Annotated in this window: 18 protein-coding genes; 14 read left to right on the top strand and 4 right to left on the bottom strand. The window is 35.6% G+C overall.

Translation table 11 applies throughout. The annotated features are described in order from the left end of the window. The first annotated feature begins 1 nt into the window (after window position 1). Window positions 2-1,645, top strand: coding sequence for a DNA/RNA helicase domain-containing protein (locus ACIQZG_RS07205; protein ID WP_402754489.1), 1,644 nt, complete (start codon window positions 2-4; stop codon window positions 1,643-1,645). A gap of 1 nt (window position 1,646) precedes the next feature. Further along, window positions 1,647-1,988: a nucleotide pyrophosphohydrolase gene (locus tag ACIQZG_RS07200; RefSeq protein ID WP_402754488.1), complete on the top strand. Its 342-nt coding sequence runs from the start codon at window positions 1,647-1,649 to the stop codon at window positions 1,986-1,988. A 282-nt stretch (window positions 1,989-2,270) separates the two neighbouring features. Here ACIQZG_RS07200 and ACIQZG_RS07195 read toward each other — a convergent pair whose 3' ends face one another. Beyond that, complete coding sequence (locus tag ACIQZG_RS07195; RefSeq protein WP_402754487.1) at window positions 2,271-3,935, bottom strand: methyl-accepting chemotaxis protein; 1,665 nt, start codon at window positions 3,933-3,935, stop codon at window positions 2,271-2,273. Window positions 3,936-4,941: 1,006 nt separating this feature from the next. Here ACIQZG_RS07195 and ACIQZG_RS07190 point away from each other — a divergent pair. Next, window positions 4,942-6,024: a DUF418 domain-containing protein gene (locus ACIQZG_RS07190; protein ID WP_402754486.1), complete on the top strand. Its 1,083-nt coding sequence runs from the start codon at window positions 4,942-4,944 to the stop codon at window positions 6,022-6,024. Window positions 6,025-6,139: 115 nt separating this feature from the next. Here the strand turns inward: ACIQZG_RS07190 and ACIQZG_RS07185 are convergent, their stop codons facing one another. Then, a complete protein-coding gene (locus ACIQZG_RS07185) occupies window positions 6,140-7,039 on the bottom strand; it encodes a 3-hydroxyacyl-CoA dehydrogenase (RefSeq protein WP_402754485.1) in 900 nt (299 codons plus the stop codon). Window positions 7,040-7,523: 484 nt separating this feature from the next. Between ACIQZG_RS07185 and ACIQZG_RS07180 the strand changes: the two genes are divergently transcribed. The 5 genes from ACIQZG_RS07180 (at window position 7,524) to ACIQZG_RS07160 (ending at window position 14,938) form a co-directional block, all read left to right on the top strand. Continuing rightward, window positions 7,524-8,033, top strand: coding sequence for a GNAT family N-acetyltransferase (locus ACIQZG_RS07180; protein WP_402754510.1), 510 nt, complete (start codon window positions 7,524-7,526; stop codon window positions 8,031-8,033). A 23-nt stretch (window positions 8,034-8,056) separates the two neighbouring features. Beyond that, window positions 8,057-8,566 carry a phage tail protein gene (locus ACIQZG_RS07175; RefSeq protein ID WP_402754484.1) on the top strand — a complete coding sequence of 170 codons (510 nt, stop codon included), beginning with the start codon at window positions 8,057-8,059 and terminating at the stop codon, window positions 8,564-8,566. Between the two features lie 13 nt (window positions 8,567-8,579). Further along, window positions 8,580-9,080, top strand: coding sequence for a phage tail protein (locus tag ACIQZG_RS07170; RefSeq protein WP_402754483.1), 501 nt, complete (start codon window positions 8,580-8,582; stop codon window positions 9,078-9,080). A gap of 19 nt (window positions 9,081-9,099) precedes the next feature. Next, the gene (locus tag ACIQZG_RS07165; protein WP_402754482.1) at window positions 9,100-9,621 is read left to right on the top strand and encodes a phage tail protein; all 522 of its coding nucleotides are present in this window, start codon (window positions 9,100-9,102) and stop codon (window positions 9,619-9,621) included. A 67-nt stretch (window positions 9,622-9,688) separates the two neighbouring features. Further along, entirely contained in the window at window positions 9,689-14,938 is a 5,250-nt protein-coding gene (locus tag ACIQZG_RS07160) for an S-layer homology domain-containing protein (RefSeq protein WP_402754481.1), read from the top strand. Between the two features lie 134 nt (window positions 14,939-15,072). On the opposite strand, the gene ACIQZG_RS07155 is transcribed toward ACIQZG_RS07160, so the two are convergent. Continuing rightward, entirely contained in the window at window positions 15,073-15,969 is an 897-nt protein-coding gene (locus ACIQZG_RS07155; RefSeq protein WP_402754480.1) for a multicopper oxidase family protein, read from the bottom strand. A gap of 383 nt (window positions 15,970-16,352) precedes the next feature. On the opposite strand from ACIQZG_RS07155, the gene ACIQZG_RS07150 reads away from it, so the two are divergent. Both ACIQZG_RS07150 and ACIQZG_RS07145 read left to right on the top strand, forming a co-directional pair. Further along, entirely contained in the window at window positions 16,353-17,408 is a 1,056-nt protein-coding gene (locus ACIQZG_RS07150) for an S-layer homology domain-containing protein (protein WP_402754479.1), read from the top strand. 178 nt (window positions 17,409-17,586) lie between these two features. Continuing rightward, window positions 17,587-17,796: a hypothetical protein gene (locus ACIQZG_RS07145; protein ID WP_402754478.1), complete on the top strand. Its 210-nt coding sequence runs from the start codon at window positions 17,587-17,589 to the stop codon at window positions 17,794-17,796. A gap of 187 nt (window positions 17,797-17,983) precedes the next feature. On the opposite strand, the gene ACIQZG_RS07140 is transcribed toward ACIQZG_RS07145, so the two are convergent. Then, entirely contained in the window at window positions 17,984-18,616 is a 633-nt protein-coding gene (locus tag ACIQZG_RS07140; protein WP_402754509.1) for a LexA family protein, read from the bottom strand. Window positions 18,617-18,763: 147 nt separating this feature from the next. Here ACIQZG_RS07140 and ACIQZG_RS07135 point away from each other — a divergent pair, with 147 nt between their 5' ends. The 4 genes from ACIQZG_RS07135 (at window position 18,764) to ACIQZG_RS07120 (ending at window position 20,950) form a co-directional block, all read left to right on the top strand. After that, window positions 18,764-19,036 carry a helix-turn-helix domain-containing protein gene (locus tag ACIQZG_RS07135; protein WP_402754477.1) on the top strand — a complete coding sequence of 91 codons (273 nt, stop codon included), beginning with the start codon at window positions 18,764-18,766 and terminating at the stop codon, window positions 19,034-19,036. A 91-nt stretch (window positions 19,037-19,127) separates the two neighbouring features. Further along, window positions 19,128-19,556: a hypothetical protein gene (locus ACIQZG_RS07130; protein ID WP_402754476.1), complete on the top strand. Its 429-nt coding sequence runs from the start codon at window positions 19,128-19,130 to the stop codon at window positions 19,554-19,556. A 275-nt stretch (window positions 19,557-19,831) separates the two neighbouring features. Further along, window positions 19,832-20,233, top strand: coding sequence for a hypothetical protein (locus ACIQZG_RS07125; protein ID WP_402754475.1), 402 nt, complete (start codon window positions 19,832-19,834; stop codon window positions 20,231-20,233). A 408-nt stretch (window positions 20,234-20,641) separates the two neighbouring features. Continuing rightward, window positions 20,642-20,950, top strand: coding sequence for a hypothetical protein (locus ACIQZG_RS07120; protein ID WP_402754474.1), 309 nt, complete (start codon window positions 20,642-20,644; stop codon window positions 20,948-20,950). Window positions 20,951-21,108: the final 158 nt, after the last annotated feature.

The following is a 21,108-nucleotide window of genomic DNA, read 5'->3' as shown; positions in this document are numbered from 1 at the left end:
AATGAGTAACGTAGAGGTTTTATCGTGGCCATTTGATAATGGTAGTTTAAATAAGATTAATAATAAAGAGCAGTTTTTAAATTATCCTGTCATTTATATTCTTAATGGCAATAAGGAAGCGTACATAGGTGAAACTGTATATTTTAAGAATCGAATGAAAGCACATATTAAAAATCCAGATCGAAAAAATATAGAACGTATTAATTTAATTAATCATGAACAATTTAATCGCTCAGCAACATTTCACCTAGAAACGAAGTTAATTAATTATTTTTTAGGTGATGAAAAATACAAGTTGCAAAATAAAAGTAAAACAGCGAACGACTTTACTCATAATTATTACAATAAGCCATTTTACGATCAAGAGATCTTCGAGGAACTTTGGAAGAAGTTGCATGAGCAAAAGCTAGTAAATAATGAGCGTCATGTTATTGAAAATAAAGATATTTTTAAGTTATCTCCATTCAAAGAATTATCACTTGAACAAATAGAATTAAAAGATAAAGTATTAGAATTTTGCGAGAAACGAGTTAAGGAAGAGCACGGTGAATATGGGAGCTTACTTGTTATTGAAGGGGAAGCTGGCGTTGGGAAAAGTGTTGTTTTAAGCTCAATTTTCAATACAATTCAAGCTCGGACTACGGAGCAATCAAGCAATCTATATGACACTGAAAACTATTTAGTAGTAAATCATGAGGAAATGTTTAAAACGTATAAAGGGATTGCTAAGCAAGTAAAACATTTAAAAGGAAAGCATTTTGCTAAGCCAACTCCTTTGATTAATCAGTTACAAAAAGCTGAGAAAAAAGCGGATGTTATTTTTGTAGACGAAGCACATTTACTTTTAACAAAGCCAGATACTTATAATAACTTCTATGGTGAAAACCAGTTAGAAGAATTGTTAAAGCTAGCAAAAGTGGTTGTCATCATTTATGACCAAGATCAAGTGTTGAAATTAAAAAGTTTATGGGGGGCAGCAACACTAACTGAATTAGAGAGAAAGAGTGCCTATAAAGAAAGATATGAACTAACTAATCAATTTCGTATGCAAGCGAATGATGATGTGATTAATTGGATTAACCACTTTAAACAGAAACAGCTAAAGCAATTACCGAAAGATGAAAACTATGAATTTAAAGTGTTTGAATATATGAAAGATATGCATGAAGAAATTAAGGAGAAAAATAAAAAGCATGGTCTGAGTCGTGTTGTTTCAACATTTGATTACCTACATAAAAAAGATGGTGGTACATACTACGTGAAAGAATCAAATGGGGAGTATGAACTAGCTTGGAATACAACAAGCGCGAAGTATACATGGGCTGAAAAACCTGAAACAGTTCAAGAAGCTGGTTCTATTTATACGATTCAAGGCTTTGATTTAAATTATGTAGGTGTTGTACTTGGTCCTTCAGTTCAATACGATACAGCAAAAGATGAAATCGTCATTGATACAAGCTTGTATATGGATAAAGGTGCTTATACAGGTATGGATGGCATTGAAAATGTAAATGAGGCGAAAGAAAAAATCGTATTGAATTCTATAAATATCCTAATGAAACGTGGCATCAAAGGGCTTTACATTTATGCAAGCAACGAAGCATTAAGAAATAAATTGTTGGAATATCAAAAAGCAGGTGAATGATATGAGTGAATTAGAGCAACTAAAAAAAAAAATTCTACAATTTCGAGATGAACGCAACTGGCAGCAGTTCCATAATCCGAAAGATCTGGCGCTGTCATTGTCGTTAGAAGCGAGTGAACTTCTTGAGTTATTTCAATGGAAATCAAGCGAAGAAGCGGTCGAGAAAAACTTGGATAAGATGAAGGATGAGTTAGCGGATATTTTAATCTATTCTATTTTGTTTGCTAATGAACTGAAATTCGATTTAGAAGAAATCATAGTTGATAAACTTAAAAAGAATAATGAAAAATATCCTGTTGAGTTATCAAAAAATAACAAGCAAAAATATAGTGAGTTATTGTAATGGAGGATTAATTGATGTCACATACAAAATTACCAATAAACTCTATAACACCAATATTCCAGATGTGAGGGACACCCTCCCTTCTAACGGAACCCCTATAAAGCTTTGATGCCAAAGGTGTCGCCGCCTTCCGTTCCATGTGCTTACATTTTATAGCTTTCTTTTAAGTCAAATACATGTTTTGGCAAAGAGCCAAGAAAGTAAATTGATATAAAAATTGTAAAAAGGCTGATTCATAACAAAACTTGAATCAGCTTTTTTACATATGGGTATACTTTGTCTTTAAATAGAGAATTTTTCCATTTCTTCTCTTAAGTTCTCTGCAATAGCATTTAGGTCTTTTGCTTTTTCTGAAACAGTCTCGATGCTTTTAAACTGTTCATTTGCGGAAGCCGAAACTTGTTCTGTTCCTGCAGAAGTCTCTACAGCAGAAGCAGATATGTTTTGAACCGCACCAATGATATGCTCCTTGCGCTCATTCATCTCATGAGATAAATGTTTCACCTCTTGTGCAATTTCACTCGTTTGATCTAGAGCAGTCTTTATTGTATTAAAGATTTCACTAGTATCCGCTGTAGCTTTTGCATTTTGTTCAACAATGCTAAGACTCGTACCAATTTCCTGCACAGCACTTTTAGAAATATCCTGAATTGCAGTGATTTTATTCTTAATATCTTCAGTGGCAATTGATGTTTGTTCTGATAATTTTCGAATTTCGTCAGCAACCACTGCGAAACCTTTTCCTAATTCACCTACACGTGCTGATTCAATGGATGCATTCAGAGCCAATAAATTCGTTCGAGTTGCGATGTCTGTAATTATATTGACAATACTTGATATATCAGATGAAGTTTTATCTACTTCTTGAACGATGTTACTAACCTGTTGCGAAGAAACGCGATTCTTCTCTGACCAAATAGAAAGTTGGTTGACGGTATTCACACCTTGATTACTTAAATGATCAATATCCTCAGTCATGGAAGCTATCTTTTCTGTGTGCTCCATAACACGATCAATATTTACAGAAAGCTGATTTAATTGTTCAGCACTTTTTTCTGTATCATGAGCCTGTTCCTCTGTAGCTTTTGCTATTTCATTAATGGCTGAGCTAATTTCGTCAGTAGTACGCACCGTATCATCTGCTATTTGCATGAGAATCTTTGAGGAATCTGATAACTCGGAGCTTGTATTATGTATGTTGACGGTAACATTTTTTAATGCAGATCGCATGCCTGAGATGCCTTTTGCCATGAGACCAATCTCATCTTGATGATTTAATAGCTTCTCTAATTCTGGATTTTTAGTAAAGTCTAAGCTTGCGGTTTGATGAATGATTCTTTCAAGATTTTTAATAGCAGCAACAATGCGACCAATAATCCACCACATTAAAGCACCTATAATTAAAAAACTTACTAAACCTGTAATAATCTGATAGCCCAGTACAGAGTTTGTAATTGATTGAATGCCACTTTCAGGCACCCCAATGTCGATAATCCCATAAAGCTCGCCATCTTTATATATAGGCTCCATTATGTCATATGTCCATATACCTTGAACATCGGCATACCATCTAGTAAATTGTTTTTTACCATTTTTAGCCCCATCAATCGTGTATTCATCTTCATACACTTTGCCTAATTTTTCTTTATCACTATGAGCCACTGCTTCAACATTCGTATTAATAACAACAGCATAAGTCACATTATCTTGTTGTGCTTTTAATTCCACAAAATCTTGTAAAGATGGGATGGGATCACTCTTGGAATTTAATATAGTTTCTACTTGCTTTGCGACTTCATAGACCTGTTCATTTGCTTTCTCAATTAAAACTTCTTTACTATTTTTGCCGACAATCCAAACACCTAATACGGAATTGATTACAGATGACAATAACAGCAAACCTAATGTAAAAAACAATAATCGTCGTTTAATACTCTTGCTTTTCATAAATTTCCCCCTTTAAGTTTTATGAATCTTTATACCCATGAAAACTTAAATTTTAAGTTAAGTATTATGCAAAAAAACAGGAATGTCAATAATGGGTTATTAGACTTATTACTCTTATTGTGACAAAAATAGGTATAAAAGTCCCTTAGTTTTTTTATGAATTCCGAATTATTAAACAGATCGTAAATACCTGTTTTTGGGAAGTGGTAGTGGGTTGATCAATTTCGCCTTGGCATAATTGTAGCTGCCGCTTTGCTTTCGCTACAGATAAATAAGGCGTGACATCTGTCGGGGACTTTAGGCCAGCCCAAACGTTTTGTGGAGTTGCGCGAACGACAAGGAGGCTTTTGGCTGGATCCGCCAGCTCGTCCTTCATCTTCTCTAAATTTGTGAATACAAAGTATACGGATCTATAGGGGCGGGGTATTTTCCGATATTGAGGTAGGGTATCTTCCTATATAAAGGTGACCTGTTGCACTCACGCGGATATACCTACGTTTGTAGCCATTTTATGTTTGGAAACAGTGGGAGTCGAACCCGTGTCCAGAAATTCCAATACTCCAGCTTTTACGTGTGTAGTTTTCCTACTTACATTTCACGTAGCATTACATATTTACGAACTTGGTTCAAAGACCGTACTGATTCAATTGGTTATCGAAAGGAATCGTTTCGTTAAAAACTTCATTTCTTGTTGAATATTCCTTTTTTCATTCCAAGAGACAATCTTGCGACAATTACCTATTTATATCGTTATTAATAAAAATAGAATACCAATTTTTTTAGTATTACTATTTATTAAGTGAAAAGCATAATATCCTAAGTAGGTGAAATACACTAGGGGAACGGTTGATTTATTTGTTTAAAAACCCTTTTTTACAATAATTATGAAACTATCCGCCGCTACATTCGTATAGTAATTAATTATAAAAAAGTAGGTGAGAGGTTGAAGGCAGAGCGTGTGGAACTGATGGACGCATTGAGGGGTTTTTCGCTAATCGGAATTTTAATGGCAAATATGCTGCATTTCCAATTTGGTTCATCAGGAGTAGAAATTATTGAATCGGTGAGTGTGCTTAATAAAGTAAGTTATTATTTTGTGAAAATTTTTGTAGAAGGGTCATTTTATCCGATTTTTGGTTTTGTATTTGGTTATGTTTTGATAAAAATGATTGAATCTCGAGAGGCTTCGGGGTTAAAGTATAAAAATATTGTGTTTCGAAGGGCAGTTGGCTTATCCGTATTAGGGGCTATGCATTTAGCACTTGTGTGGGAGGGTGACATTTTATTAACATATGGCTCGACTCTTTTCATATTATTATTATTCTACTTAAAGCGCCGTGTGAAAACGTATTTTGTGTGGAGCTTCATTTTAACAGCTATCCTCGGAGTAGGAGTCCTTTTTGGTAGTAGTTTTATAGAGATTATTAAGCCTTTAACGGCAGCGGAAATCATGATCTATCAGGATGGTACATACGCAGAAATATTGACGCAACGATTAGGTGAATTACTTGTAGTGAATGGTCTTTCATTATTATTCATCTTACCAATTGGCTGGCTTTTATTGGTCGGTGTAAGTTTTCTTATGGTAGGTCCATTTGTATTATTCGGAATGGGCATGGCGAAAAGGGGTGCATTTTTACAGCTAGAAAATAGCAATCTGACCTATAAAAAAGTGGCGATGCTCGTACCAGTCGGGCTTTTGCTAAAGGGGTTCATTATTTTTGATACCCCGTACAGCTTAATTATTTATTCGACAGGGACATATGTGTTAGCGATTGGTTATATTGCCTTATTTGCTTGGCTATTTAGCCGCTATCAAACAAAAATGAACTATTATTTTGCCCCAATCGGAAAATTATCGCTCACAAACTATTTAATGCAATCAATCATGTGTACGACTATTTTTTATGGCTACGGTTTTGGGTTGTTTGGGAAATTGGGTGTATTTGTTGGAATCCTTTTATCGGTCATCATTTATGTTATGCAGCTAAAAGCCAGTCAACTATATTTAAAACGCTTCTCACTGGGTCCAGTAGAAACAATTTTAAGATGGTTCGTTTATTTAAAGAATCCTCGGAAAGCGGGTTAATATCGTGCAACGGGTGGAGCTACCCTAAGAGGGGGATTGAAGCCTGAAATGTACAAAATATAAAAGCGATGCACACAGTTCAAAATACCGTGTGCATCGCTTTTTAATATAGTAATCAACCCTTCAGAAAATCAGGTTTTGCAAAGCTTGGGTTCGGATATTTATAAAAGCCTTCTCCTGTTGCTCGTCCTAGTTTGCCTTTGTCGATATACTCTGTTTTTAAGAGGTTCGCTAATTTTTTCATGTTGTCATCGCCAGTAGCAGCAACTTTCGCTGATACGATGTTGTGTGCTGTATTTATGCCGACGATATCTAAAATGGCAAATGGTCCGAGTGGAGCGCCAGTGCCGATCATCCAAGTTTTATCGATTGTTTCAGGATCGGATACCTCTTTTACAAGTAGCATTTCAGCAGCATCTAAGAAAGGTACAAGTAATGAATTTAGTATGTAGCCCGGTTGTTCTTTATGTAATGGCAGTGGCACCATACCAATTGCTTTGGCAAATTCAATAACATCTTCGAAAACTTGTGCATCAGTACCTGGGTGCTTCATGATTTCAGCAGTGTTGTTTTTCCAAATCGTATTTGCGAAATGTAGTGCTAAGAATTTTTCAGGGCGCCCCGTAGCTTCCGCAAATTGGCTAGGTAATAATGTTGATGAGTTTGTTGCAAAGATTGTTTTTTCTGGTGCAACTTTGCCTAGGGAAGTATAAAAATCTGTTTTGATTTGTACTACTTCAGGAATTGCTTCGATGACAAGGTCAGCATTTGCAACAGCGTCCGCTAAGTCACTTTTAAAAGTTAGACGTTCGTAGGCAGCATCTACTTGTTCTTGTGTGGCACCTAAATCTTGTTGATACAATGGTTTTAGTTTTGTAATACGATCCTGTGCAATTTTTAATGCATCATCATTGATGTCGTAAACAGTGACAGCAAATCCTTTAAAAGCTGTTTGATAGGCAATTTGACTTCCTAGAACGCCACTACCCGCAACGGTAATATTTTTGTAATGCATGTTAGTGCCTCCTTAGAGAAATAATGTTGGTATTTTAAGATTGGAATTATGTGGTACAACATTATCCTACTGCTTTTTTGGAAAGAAAATCAAATGAAAGCCATTATTAATATGCTAGAAAAATAAATGAGTGAGAATCCTATTATTACATATAGAAGAAATTTAAATTGTTATGCATAGTATCGAGTAATACATCGTGTAACTAGTTTAAAGAGCCTTTGCGCCAAGTGGGGTTTCTATATGTAATAGTTAAATCTATGTTTATTTATATCAGTAGATTTTAAGTCTGCCTTGTTCACAAAATTTCTAAATAAGATCATTGTTAAATGTAATTTAATAGAATATAATTCATCTTATAATTACCATAAAATTAATTTTAATGTAAATTTATTACAGTTATTACGATTCGAATATTTAATTGGTTTTAATATTATTCAGATGATTGTAGGGCCATTTATTAAAATTTGAGAACTAGGAGGGGAAAATAATTTTTAAAAAGAACGGAGATTGTAAAAGTGAAGAGTTAGATTTTTTATTTGAGGTATATGCAAGTTCGAGGTTGGAAGAAGTAGAGGCGTGGGGGTGGGAAGAGAATCAGATTGTGCAATTTTTAGAAATGCAATTTTTATGTCAGCAGCGGTCATATGAAATTCACTATCCTAACTTACAAACTATCGTAATTGACTATCAGAGTATAAAGGTAGGGCGACTTCTTCTTGTAGAACTAGATGGAAAGTTCATTATTGTGGATATAACTATACTACCAAGCTATCAAAATAAAGGGATAGGCACAAAAATAATATCTAATTTATTGGAAAAAGCAAGAGAGCGAAATAAGGAAGTCCATTTAAGTGTTTTCTACAGTAATGATAAGGCAAAGAAGTTATATGAGCGGCTGGGCTTTCGACAGGTTGGTATGGATCAAATGTATATTCATATGGAGCGGACATGTGAACAAAAAGAAAAGGAGGTGGTGGAAGATAAATATTCTTAATTTTCAAATAAGGAGGGGTTTTAATGGATGCATATGTCGGAGAGATTCGTATGTTTGCAGGAAACTATGCACCACAAGGGTGGGCATTTTGTAATGGACAACTATTACAGATAGCAAACAACGAAGTGTTGTTTGCACTAATCGGTACAACTTATGGAGGGGATGGTCTAACGACATTTGCTTTGCCTGATTTTCAAGGGAGAGTAGTTCTTCATCAGGGAACGAATCCGAAAACTGGAACTCCATTTGTGATGGCGAAAAAGGGTGGGGCAGAAACAGTCACGTTAGCAACTACACAACTACCGGCTCATACACATCGAGCTGTAGCTTCTTCATTAGAAGGAACAACATCAAATCCTGAAAATGCGGTTTGGGCAAAGGGGATGCAATATTCTACTCAAACGCCAAATGGCACAATGAACTCAACGATTATTTCAAGTAAGGGTAGCAATTTCCCACATGACAATATGATGCCATTTTTATCAATTAGCTATATCATCGCCCTTGAAGGGATATTCCCATCGGAAGCATAGGAGGTATTGAGATATGAGTGAACCTTTTTTAGGAGAAATCAGATTATTTAGCTTTGCTAGAATACCAAGAGGATGGATGCCGTGTAACGGACAACTATTAGCGATTAACACTAATCAAGCTTTATATTCATTATTAGGAACACTGTATGGTGGCAATGGAACAACAACATTTGCGCTACCTGATTTAAGAGGACGTGTACCTGTTCATATTGGAAATGGTATAAAGCTTGGACAAATAGCGGGAGAAGAAGCACATACATTGACGATTAATGAAATGCCAGCCCATACACATCAAGTTAGCGGAAGTTCACAAAATGCTACTGTGAAAGTAGCTTCTGGCAACGTATGGGGGGTAACCGCTAATGCTTTCTATACAACAAATCAGCCGAATGTATCAATGAGCCAACAAGCCTTATCAACGGCTGGAAGTTCACAGGCGCATCCTAATATGCAACCATACAATGTGATTAATTACTGTATGGCTATAACTGGTATTTACCCGCAGAGAAATTAAAAAGAGGGGAGTTGAGAAAATGGATCCATATGTTGGCGAAATTAGAATATTCGGTGGTAATTATGCACCTAAGGATTGGGCTTTTTGTAATGGACAGCTCTTATCAATTAGGGAAAATACAGCGCTGTTTGCCATTATAGGTACGTACTATGGTGGGGATGGGAAAACGAACTTCGCTTTGCCAAATCTAAATGGTAGAGTAGCTATTCATCATGGAACTGGTACAGGATTAACAACTAGACATATTGGTGAGGTTGGTGGAGAAACTAATGTCACACTACTAGAATCTGAGATACCTAGCCATAATCATGTACCTAATTGCAACAATATTCAAACTTCTGGTGTTGATCCTACTGAAGTAATATGGACTGATCAACAAGGTAAAGGTTCTAGCCTTGTTTATTCAACACAAGTAAACTTGCCAATGAATCCACTTGCTATCCAACCAACTGGTGGCAGTCAACCGCATAATAATATGCAACCGTATCTTGGTATGAATTTTATTATTAGTTTATATGGAGTATTTCCACCAAGAAGTTAAAAACTTTGAATGTAAAGTTAGAGTGATGATGTGAAAGGTGTGAAAGAATGGAGAAGGAGTATGAATAATGGGAAAAAAGATATTCAATGTATTGTTATGTTTGATGTTGATTATATCTTGTCAATTGTCAGTGGTGTTGTTCGTTTCACCTATAAAAGTAGAAGCGGCTAGCTGTGGAGATCCAGGTTATCCAGAATGTATTCAAGATTTAACTAAATCCTCTTGGCTAGGTGATGCTACTAATGGTTTTGTAGTCACTGGAGTTCCGGGTAATGATGGTATTGATCTTTTTAAGTATGAAGATAACCCAGATTATCCTAATGGTTATTTTTTTGATGCTGATGAATTTCAATCACCGAAATCAATTAGAATTTCTGCTGGAGAAGGTTTTACAGGTGGTGTTTTTGATCTGAAAACATTAACGATTAAAACTGTTGGTTCTCCATATCTGGTTGATGATGTGTATTTTGTAACGATTCAAGGATATGATATTGCCGGAGCTGAAAAAGGGAATCCAGTTCTTTTTAAATCTAAGGCAGGTCTATCTGAGTTTGAAATACCTATTAGCTTTGAAGGTATTAATTCTTTTGTGATCACTGCTAGTTCTGATCCTGCAAGAGGAGCTGGTATATATGATATTACTTTTACACAGTTTAAAATAGATATTTCTGATTCAGTACCCCCAACAGTTTCAACTGGAGCAATCAACACCTCAAATATTACTACATCAGGGGTAACGCTAGATTGGACGAAAGCAACTGATAATACAACACTTGAAAACAACTTAGAATATCGTGTTTATCAATCTAGTAGTAGTAACATTGATACGGTAAGTAATATGGAGGCAAATGGAATACCATTGGGTAGCGGTTATTCAAAAGATTTAAATTCTTTCGTAGTGAGCGGACTTGCTCCGAGTACTATGTATTATTTTAATGTGATTGTTAAAGATGCTTATGGAAATAAAAGTGCTTATACTATGAAGCAGGTATCAACACCTGCACCAAATAAACCACCGTCTTCTAGTAATGGGTCAGTCAATGTTAATGAGGGACAAGTGTACACGTTTAACACTACAGATTTTGTCTTTAGCGATGAAGATGCTGGGGATGTACTAAGTCATATTCAAATGACTATTATTCCTAGTAGTGGCCAGCTCTTTATTGATGTGAATGGGAATAACCAAGCTGATATAGGAGAAATTATTTCGAACGGTGGAACAATTAGTAAGTCAGATTTAGATACAGGTAAATTAAAATATGTAACACAAAGTAGTACGTCATCGTCTTTCACGTTTAAGGTGAGTGATGGAAAAGACTATAGTACGTCTACTTATATGATGACGCTAGTAATCAATGCAGGACCTACTGTGATAATTTCATCAAATGAGTCTAATCCGACGAATCATAATCCAATTGGCGTAAAGGTTGATTTTAGTGAACCAGTCACAGGTTTTTCTACATCTGGTATAACTGTTTTAAATGGAACAGTTACTGGTGTTTCAGGTAGTGGAGGTTCGTATATTGCTACTATTTCTCCAACTGCTGATGGAGATGTCAAAATTAATGTCCCTGCAAATGTTGCATCAGATAGTGGTGGGGCCATGAATAAAGCAGCGGCAGAATTTTCAATTACGTATGATGGTACAGCTGCAAATAACATTGTACTTGACAATACTCAAGTATTCGAAAAGAAACCAAGTGGCACAATCGTTGGAACAATTAATGCTACTGATCCAGTAAACTCACAAGAAACATTTACGTATTCTTTGCAGTCCGGAGACGTTAGTTCGTTTACGATTGATGGAAACAAGCTAAAAACAAGTGCTGTATTTGATTATGATACAAAAAATATTTACAGTATTACGATTAGAGCAACGGATGATGCTGGAAACACTTTTGATAAAGCATTTACTATTCAAATTCTGAAAAATCAATCGCCAACTGGATCATTAACCATTAATGGTGGAGCGAATATTACAAACTCAACGAGTGTAACCTTAACGACTACTGCAATGGATGCAGAGGGTGAACCGGTTGAGATGCAGTTTTCTAACGATGGTGTTACTTGGAGTGCATGGGAACCAAGTGCTTCGAATAAAAGTTGGGTAATGGCAAGTGGTGATGGAAGTAAAACGGTTTATATGAAATTAAGAGATGCTGCTGGTAACATATCAAACATACTGACAGATACAATTGTGTTAGATACAACACCACCAGTAGTTACAGGTGTCACAAATAATGGAACATATAACACAAGTGTAACGATAACATTTAATGAAGGGACTGCTACACTAAATGGCGCCGCATTTACAAATGGAACTATAGTCAGTGCAGACGGTAATTACACTTTAGTGGTAACAGATGCAGTAGGAAATACGACAACCGTAACATTTTTAATTGATAAGACTGCGCCACAAATATCGGTAGTATCGATAAAATCTAACAATGTAGATCCTACAAAAGCCAAAGTAGGAGACACGATTACCTTAACTATCACAACAAATGAAAGTATTCAAACACCAATTGTAACGATAGCAAGTAGGGCGGCAACAGTAACTCAAAATGGAGATACAACAAAGTGGCAAGCAACCTATGTCATGGCTAATGGCGATTCAGATGGAACAATTCATTTCACTGTAAATGTCAAAGATCTAGCAGGCAATCAGGCAGCTGAAGTTACAGGAACAACTGACGGAAGTTCCGTAAAATTTGACAGAACAATGCCGACTGTACAAAAAGTAACGATGCGTTCTAATAATGCAAATCCTGAAGTCGCTAAAGTTGGCGATATTATTACATTAGATATTGTGATGAGTAAGGATGTTCAAATGCCGGTAGTTACAATTTTAGGGAAGGCTGCAGCTGTTTCAGATAAAGGTGATGGGGATGCAAAAACATGGCAAGCGAGTTATACATTGCAATCTGGAGATGTAGAAGGAGTCGTAAGCTTTACTATTGATTATAAAGATATTATTGGAAATGTAGGCGTACAGGTTACTACAGTAACTTCGGGAAGAGCAGTTATTTTCGATAACACGGCACCGACACTCACAACAGTTACAATGAATTCAAGTAATAATGACACAACAAAAGCAAAGGTTGGAGATGTCATCACTTTAAATATTGTCGCAAGTGAAGACATAAATTCACCTACCGTTACGATTGCAGGTAAAAGTGCAACGATAAATAATGGTGGCGATAGTGATGCAAAAACATGGAGTGCCAGTTATACGATGCAAGCCAATGATACAGATGGTACGCTTGCATTTACAATTAGTTATGAAGATTTAATTGGAAATATAGGATCACAAGTAACAACTGTCACAACAGGAACAGCTATTACATTTGATAAACAGTCACCGAACGCGTCAACAGTGACGATTTTTTCAAGTAATGTAGATCCTACAAAAGCCAAAGTAGGAGACACTGTTACACTTTCTTTCACAACAAGTGAAAGTATCCAAACCCCAACTGTAACGATAGCGGGGAAGGCGGCAACAGTGATTCAAAATGGAGATGAAAAAACGTGGCAGGCAACCTATGTTATTGCAAATGGAGATTCAGATGGAATACTCGGTTTTACAATTAACTTCCATGATTTAGTCGGGAATCAAGCGACTGAAGTTACAGGAACAACTGATGGAAGTTCAATCTCATTAGACGGAACAAAGCCAACTGTTCAAACAGTAACAATGCATTCGAATAATGTAAATCAGGAATTTGCTAAAGTTGGTGATATCGTAACATTAGAGATTGTAACGAGTGAGGATGTGCATTTGCCAATCGCTACAATTGCAGGTAAAGCCGCAACTGTAACAGATAAAGGGGATGGGGATGCAAAAACGTGGCAAGCCACTTATACATTACAGTCTCAGGATTCCGATGGACCTGTGAGTTTTACACTCGACTTCCAAGATTTAAATGGCAATAAAGGTCTGCAAGTGACAAATGTTACAACAGGTACGATCGTATTATTTGATAAAGAACAACCTGAAGTAACAGAATACTACCCGCTTCATAATGCACTTGACGTGTTGAATACAGACAACCTTATATTGACGTTTAATGAAAACGTTGTACCAGTCACTGGTAAGAATATTATCATTAAGAATGTTACTGAAAATCAAATAGTGGCGAGTATTGAAGCGAATGATTCCAATGTTACTGTTTTGGATGGAGTGGTGACCGTTGATCCTTCAGCGGATTTAGCTCATAACATCGTCTATAGTGTTGAAATTGATGAAGGAGCATTTACGGATATAGTAGGAAATAATTATTCAGGTATAGTTGACCATACGATTTGGAACTTTACAACAAAGTCACAACCAACATTTACGGTTATTTACGATGGAAATGGGGCGTATGGAGGCAAAGTTCCAACAGATACAAATCAATATAAAACGCAAGCGACGGTTTCGATATTGGGGAATTTAAGTAATTTGGTGAAGAGTGGATATACATTTATAGGGTGGAACACAAAAGCCGATGGAACAGGAACCACTTATAGTGGAGGACAAACAATCAAAATGGGAACTGCTAATCTGATGCTGTATGCAATGTGGGATAAGAACAGTTCGTCTGATGGTGGTAGTGGTAGTGGTAGTGGTAGTAGTGATGGACAAAATCCGAATCCAGGTACTGGCCCTAATCCAACACCAGGGCAACCAACTCCAACTCCAGAAACTCCAAAGTCTGTTGAACCGACAATGCCTGAGCAACCGAAGCCGACACCAACGAAACCAAATGAACAAAAGCCAACACCAACAGAGCCAAATCAACCAGAAAAACCAACAACAGATGTTATCTTTTCAGATGTACAGGTGGATCATTGGGCTGGTGAGATGATATATGATTTTGTTAAAAGAGGATATATAACAGGATATTCTGATAGTACGTTTAGGCCTAATGAGCCGATAACACGTCAGCACGTCGCATTAATATTAACGCGTGTATTTCAGCTAAGTCCTAAAAAGGAAGCACTGGCATTTAAAGATATTCCAACGAATCATCCGTATTATGGTGTAATTACTTTAGTACAACAAGCGGGTCTTTTTGAAGGGAATAATGGGAATTTCAACCCAAATGCAAATATGACACGTGCTCAAATAGCAAAAGTATTAGCGATTGAATTAAACTTACCAGTAGCGAACACACCTATTTTTAGAGATGTGCTACCAACACACTGGGCATATAATTATATTAATGCGTTAGCAGTGAATGATATTTCGCTAGGAGATAATGGTTACTTTAAACCAGAAGCATCTCTAACTCGCGCCCAATTTGTCGCATTATTATACAGAGCGCTCAACCATTAGTTATATCATCACTTGATGACTGAAGAATATTAATCGAAAAAGCGAGACAAAGAATAACACCTTTCGTTGAAAGTAGGTATTGTACCCTATCCAATCAACGTGAAGGTGTTTTTCTGTCGACTTAAAGGACACAATTAATAATAATGAACTGTAGTAAACATACCACCCAAACCAGGTGCACCATTATTTGTGACATGATGGGGCATGTGACAATGGAATGGCCAAACACCTGGATTATTCGCTAGGAAACTTATATCCCACGTTTCTCCAGAGGCAACGAGTATTGTATTTTTGCGAATTTGTGTTTTTTCTGGAATGGGGAATCCATCTGCACCAACAACGCTGAACTGATGACCATGTAAATGCATAGGATGATGGTTCATTTGGATATTGCCAAAACGAACTCGTACTAGATCCCCGTATTTGACAGGTAAAGGTTTAGTAAATGGACAGCATTTTCCGTTTATTGTAAAGAAATTGAATTCGGGTTTTATGAAATTTAAGTTGTATTTTCCTCTAGTTAGGTTCCCCCAAGGAAGCTTATCAATAGCCCATTCTTGTAATAAACAAAGATAATCTCTATATCTAGGCATATGTTGCATTCTTGGATCTTCCACAATGAAGCCACCTAATAGCCCTGCATTATCTTGTACGGCAACATTAACATGAGAATGATACATATAAGTGCCAGGTGGATTTTGAATCTTAAAATGGTAATCAAAATAATGCCCGGGTTCGATAAATGGGGACGGTTCGATTGGTGGAACACCATCCATATTATTGGGCACAATTAATCCATGCCAATGAACGCTCGTCTTTTCAGGCAAGCGATTAATGACTCGAATACATACATGATCTCCAGGACAAACACGAATCGTGGGCCCAGGCGTAGACCCGTTGTACCCCCATGCTTTAATAAAAATGCCATCTACTAGTTCCCATGTGATTTCTTCAGCAATTAAAGTGAAAAACTTTGTTCCATTGGCTTGAATAACATATGGTAAATCCGCAATGCCAGGGGTGATGACCATACAAGTCCTCCTAATTGAGCTTATTTTAATACTGTATCTTCAGCTACACATAGCTGAGATTTCCTTCATTTATATTGAAGAGAAAACAAATTTATAAAGTATATGTGCCGGGGGAGTTTGTATGCTTGTCTTGTTAGAATCGCTGGTTATATTTTTGTTTTAAAGAGAGGGAAAGTAGTTATCTACTATGCGGGGAAAATTACCTATGCAATTCATGGAACTTTTAAAATAGTCTTGCTAAATTACATAAAGAGTTTGACAGGGATTACGCATTTTATCATAGGGAATTTTTAATGTTTTTTACATAATTTTCATATATAAGTGGATTAAAGTTCTGTCGATTTAGTACACTAAATTTATGAAATGAAGGGGGAATAGTAATAGTGAAAAAAACAATTTTAGCTGGAGCATTAAGTATTACTTGTTTAACAGGAGGCTTTGATCTTCAAGCACAGGCAAAAGAAAATGCAGAAGTTCCTAGTAAGTCTTACATAAAACAGCTTGCTGCTACGACAAACGTTAGCCAGGTACAAGCTTTATCCTATCAAGAAATCTACAAAACATTGGTTCTTGCCAAATTGGTTTATGAAGAAGATCAAATGTCAGTAGTTTCAGATAAAAATAGCATTACATTAAAAATTTCGTTAGAGGCGATTAAGGAATCCTATGAGGAAGAGGAAGCAAAAGAATACGAAGAGATTCATAAAGGGTTAGAAGAAATTTTTAAGGATGCCATTCAGATGAAGTTTACTCAATCAGGAGCATCTTTCAAAACTGAAATTTATGTAGAAGGTGCTTGGCAAGAAATAAGTGCTCAAGATTCAAATGAATTCTTTACAGCATTAAACCCTACGGATTTAGATTTAAAACCAGGTGGTTATTTCACAGATACAATCGGACATTGGGCTGAAAGTTATATCCAATTCCTCTACCAAGTAGACGTGATAAACGGTACTTCTAATACAACATTCAACCCAAATGGACAAGTAACGCGTGGCCAACTGGCAGCGATGATTTTCCGTGCATCTGGTTTAGATGTAAATGAAGATTATGAAGGACCTGCTACATATAAGGATATGCAAGGATTTTGGGGCGCAAAAGAAGTAGCAATTTTACAAGAGTATGGACTAATCGATATTTTTGATGGCACTAATTTTGAGCCAAATAAACTTGTGACACGTGAGGAAATGGCAGATGTAACAGCAAAATACTTGATTGGAATGGAGATTGATGCGGTAGAGAAGAGTAGTAAAAATAATACATTTACTGATAAGGGTCAAATGCGTAAGGAAACAGTGGATTCTATCGGTTTATTACAACAATTAGGAATTGTTGGTGGTGACGGTGGGAAATTTAATCCGAAAGGAAATCTGACACGTGCGCAGTTCTCCAAAATAATGGCACTTTCGGTGTTGTTAGTGGCTGAGGACGAAGAATAAAATATTGGTTTATATTCGATAGTTTTACTTCCTTAAAGTCGTGCAGGAGCTATACGAATGACGAAGTTTAATATTTATAGAAATGATGCTATAATTAGAGAACTCAAGTAGATTAGGGAAGCATACGCCTAATTGAATGAAAGGTATCCGAAACTTCTTTCATCGGAGGTGTATAACTATGAATAAAAAATGGACCATTGAAAATATCCGTGAGTATGTAACAAAAAATTCAGACTGCAAACTACTCTCTACTGAATATCATGGATTCTCACAAAAACTATTGTTTAAATGTTCATGTGGGCAAAATTTCGAAAAAACGTTTACGAAATTTAAAAAGAACAATCAGAGAAATTGTTCAAATTGTGTGGCACCTAGAACGTCACGATAAATTTCAATTATGTTGGAAAGTTCAGGGACATTGATGGGTGAATCCTAGTCATTATTGTGGTTAAACTATTAAATCAGAATTTATAGAGTTCGAAGTTTTCTTAACTATTTAATCTGTTAGAAATAAGTAAAGAGTAGCGGATGAGCTACTCTTTACTTTTTTTATTTAATTAGTTTGCGCAAATTAATTAAAGTGTTACTTTGAAACTGACTGCTTTACCGATAATTTTTGCAGGATTATTTTCATTGACGATGTACGGCTCGTGCTTTGGATTGTCCGGCATTAGGAAGATTGTATCCCCTTGTTTTTTTACCCGTTTAAGTGTTGCTTCAGTATCACCGTTTACAAGAACTGCTGCAATCTCACCATACTCAACTTCACTTTGTTCCCTTATCAAAACTTTAGAACCATCCGGTATAGTCGGTTCCATTGAATCTCCTTTTGCTACTAAAGCAAAAATATTGCCAGCAGGTAATAAGTCAGCGAACTCATACATATAACTTTCTACATTTTGTTCTGCAAGGATCGGTTCTCCACAAGCAATTGTGCCGAGAATAGGAATTTTCACGAAATTTGGCTGCATTTCGATTAAATTAGTTGGTTGTTCTTCAGTTAAATCGGATCGCTTAATCTTAAAATAGTCAGCCATTAACTGTAACTTATCTGGTCTAGGGTATGTGCTAGCCTTCATCCAATTAGAAACTGTGGTTTCAGGGATATTCAAATCTCTTGCCATATCAGTTTGATTCAAACCTTTTTTATTTAATTGATATTTTAAATTTTTAGAAAAAACTAACTTTACATCTGTTTTTCCCAAGATAAATCACCTCCTTGTCTATGATGATACCGAAATTGAGTAGTTTTGTAAAACTTTTAGTACCTTTAAAGAGTATTTGCGATATGTTAATACTTGACTATACTGTTTAAAGGTACTATATTGTGTTTATAGAATATAGGAGGTTATAAAATGATAAGAATATCGTTAAGGGCAGCTCGTGTTAATGCAGAATTAGAACAAGGAGATGTAGCTTCTAAAATTGGTGTCACAGCTAAAACATTGAGCAAGTATGAACGGGGAATTACTGCTATACCAGGTTTTTTGTTAGAAAAGGTCGCTGATATCTACAATGTTCCAGTAGACTCGATAAGATTGCCAATTGTAAATGACGGTAAATATGATGATTTTTTTTATGAAGAAGTACCGTTTAAAGGTATTTTTATTTCGCATTTTAATCAATGAAATCTATAGTGGAAGTTTGTAGAGATTTGATGTAAAAACGAATGTTTGTTCTTTAGAGGGATAAAAATAAAATTAAGGGGAATTTTAGAAAATGAAAGCTAGATTAAATGAATTAGATCGTAAGATGAAAGTAACACCAATCAATTATTACTCAGATAAAATTTTTAACGCAAATGCTGAGGATGACAATGGGAACGATTTAACATCTCCTGAAGAAAATGCGAGAACATATTTTGGTGCAGGAATAACTGTAAATATGCAAGAGGCACTAAAATTCCCTGATAAAAATAAAGAGTATGTCGATGCTCTAAATGACTTACTAGAGGAATCGAATCAGTACTTACTTGAATTGCGTCATCAAATAGTAGAGGAAGTGTTAAATCACAATGATTTGCGATTCGATGACTATGTGTTACCCAATCTTGTAAAAGAATATCAGGGGCATAAAGATTATATCGACGGTTTAGCGTCTGCTTTAGAGGTTATTAAATATACGCCTAGGGAATTGATAAACACATGAAGCCAAGAAGTATTTTATATTAAGATAGATTGTTAACTAGGATTTGTGTATTTAAGAATTGGGGGCAAGAAATGTGTACTCGATTCAAGATGAAGAATCTAACTACGATATTATGAAAAACTAAAAAAAGCTCGCTAAAGGCGGCAACCGATGACGAGCACTAGAAAAAATAAATCTGTTAAAAATATAACATAGTAGGACATCTAATGGCCACTCTTCATGACTTATATATCTCCTATTAATAGTTATAAAAAAATAAAAAGTAGGTGCAGCAGATGTATGAATGGTTACTAGACTATCGGCAAATGGAAGATGAAATTGCATACCTGGAATTTAATCTTGAACAATCAAGAAAAGAGCTGAAACGTTGGGTAAGCGGTGATTTAGCAGGTGTGAAACTTACTGCTGAATCTGATGGTGCGAAGCTGGAAGAGCGAATTGAACGAATTGAAAATGAATTAAAGATTAAGCAAAACGAAAAGGAAAATTTTATGGAGCTAATTAGTAAATTTAAAGGATTAAATCATAAAATATTGAAGTTGAAATATGTTGAGGGGATGACATTGGAAGAAATTGCGGAAGAGTTAAATTACAGTGCTAGTTATATATACAAGAAGCATGCAGAAATTGCTAAGATGGTTCGATTCGCTCACGAAATAAAACTTTCACTTTCCTGATATCTGTTAATATGAATAGAAAATATTGATTATTTTTTATAGTGTTGACGTAATAGTTAGATATATTGCTTTTATCACGGCAATGACAAGTGTTCTCTTTATTGCTTCAAGGCCACTCATTTTTGAGTGGCTTTTTTTTATGGTTCTGTAGGAATTAAATAGATGATTAAGTTGTTTAGCAAATCAGTAGAATAACCTATCTAGTGTTATCGTATAAACTTTCACTTTTCTGACAGCTAGTAGTGTGTATAGAGACTATTGAATATTCGTTATATGATGTTAGTGTAATAGTTCGTTACAAGATAATGAGATTAGCTTTAAAGAAATTTCACCCTGTCGATTGCTGATTATTCAATCATCATTAATTTTTAATAATATTTCAATTATTTTAAGAAAGGAATGCGAATTATGGATCCAATCTATGCAAAGTGTAATAAATCATGTGGGCATAAGTTTTATGTTTCATATTTTAAGAAAGAACAGTTGCATAAGTCTATTGAGAAGACATACTTTAATTGTCCTAATTGTGGTCGAGAGTATGTCTGTTTTTATACGGATGAATCTACACGTAAAAGCCAATCTAAAATGCGCGAGTTACATCGTGAAATGAAGTGGGCAGATGGTGATCAAATGGAAAAATTGAGGCAAGAAGAAGTATACCTAAAAGACATTATTACACACAATATGGTTTGTATTAGAAGAGAAATAGAGTCCTAGTTCTCAATTTATTTACAGTGAATGATAACTTTAAGAAATGTTTCTTATTGTTTTGGAACTAACATTAACCTTGAAAGGAGGTGGCAAATAGTGAGTAAGCAAAAATCATTAAATAGTTTTTTTAGTATGAAAGCGTCTGCTGATAGAAAATCAGAAGA

Origin of the sequence: Lysinibacillus sp. NPDC096418, from assembly GCF_044762775.1 — a bacterium.
In the GTDB taxonomy this organism is placed as follows: Bacteria; Bacillota; Bacilli; order Bacillales_A; family Planococcaceae; genus Lysinibacillus.
Note: the sequence above shows the minus strand (reverse complement) of the source record. Positions and strands in the feature narration are given on the sequence as shown.

Bases quoted from the DNA above. Each gene is read 5' to 3' on its own strand.
- ACIQZG_RS07160 (WP_402754481.1), top strand. From the start codon at position 9,689: ATGGGAAAAAAGATATTCAATGTATTGTTATGTTTGATGTTGATTATA.
- ACIQZG_RS07205 (WP_402754489.1), top strand. From the start codon at position 2: ATGAGTAACGTAGAGGTTTTATCGTGGCCATTTGATAATGGTAGTTTA.
- ACIQZG_RS07120 (WP_402754474.1), top strand. From the start codon at position 20,642: ATGGATCCAATCTATGCAAAGTGTAATAAATCATGTGGGCATAAGTTT.
- ACIQZG_RS07170 (WP_402754483.1), top strand. From the start codon at position 8,580: ATGAGTGAACCTTTTTTAGGAGAAATCAGATTATTTAGCTTTGCTAGA.
- ACIQZG_RS07130 (WP_402754476.1), top strand. From the start codon at position 19,128: ATGAAAGCTAGATTAAATGAATTAGATCGTAAGATGAAAGTAACACCA.
- ACIQZG_RS07125 (WP_402754475.1), top strand. From the start codon at position 19,832: ATGTATGAATGGTTACTAGACTATCGGCAAATGGAAGATGAAATTGCA.
- ACIQZG_RS07155 (WP_402754480.1), bottom strand. From the start codon at position 15,969: ATGGTCATCACCCCTGGCATTGCGGATTTACCATATGTTATTCAAGCC.
- ACIQZG_RS07165 (WP_402754482.1), top strand. From the start codon at position 9,100: ATGGATCCATATGTTGGCGAAATTAGAATATTCGGTGGTAATTATGCA.
- ACIQZG_RS07175 (WP_402754484.1), top strand. From the start codon at position 8,057: ATGGATGCATATGTCGGAGAGATTCGTATGTTTGCAGGAAACTATGCA.
- ACIQZG_RS07185 (WP_402754485.1), bottom strand. From the start codon at position 7,039: ATGCATTACAAAAATATTACCGTTGCGGGTAGTGGCGTTCTAGGAAGT.
- ACIQZG_RS07195 (WP_402754487.1), bottom strand. From the start codon at position 3,935: ATGAAAAGCAAGAGTATTAAACGACGATTATTGTTTTTTACATTAGGT.
- ACIQZG_RS07200 (WP_402754488.1), top strand. From the start codon at position 1,647: ATGAGTGAATTAGAGCAACTAAAAAAAAAAATTCTACAATTTCGAGAT.
- ACIQZG_RS07190 (WP_402754486.1), top strand. From the start codon at position 4,942: ATGGCAAATATGCTGCATTTCCAATTTGGTTCATCAGGAGTAGAAATT.
- ACIQZG_RS07145 (WP_402754478.1), top strand. From the start codon at position 17,587: ATGAATAAAAAATGGACCATTGAAAATATCCGTGAGTATGTAACAAAA.
- ACIQZG_RS07135 (WP_402754477.1), top strand. From the start codon at position 18,764: ATGATAAGAATATCGTTAAGGGCAGCTCGTGTTAATGCAGAATTAGAA.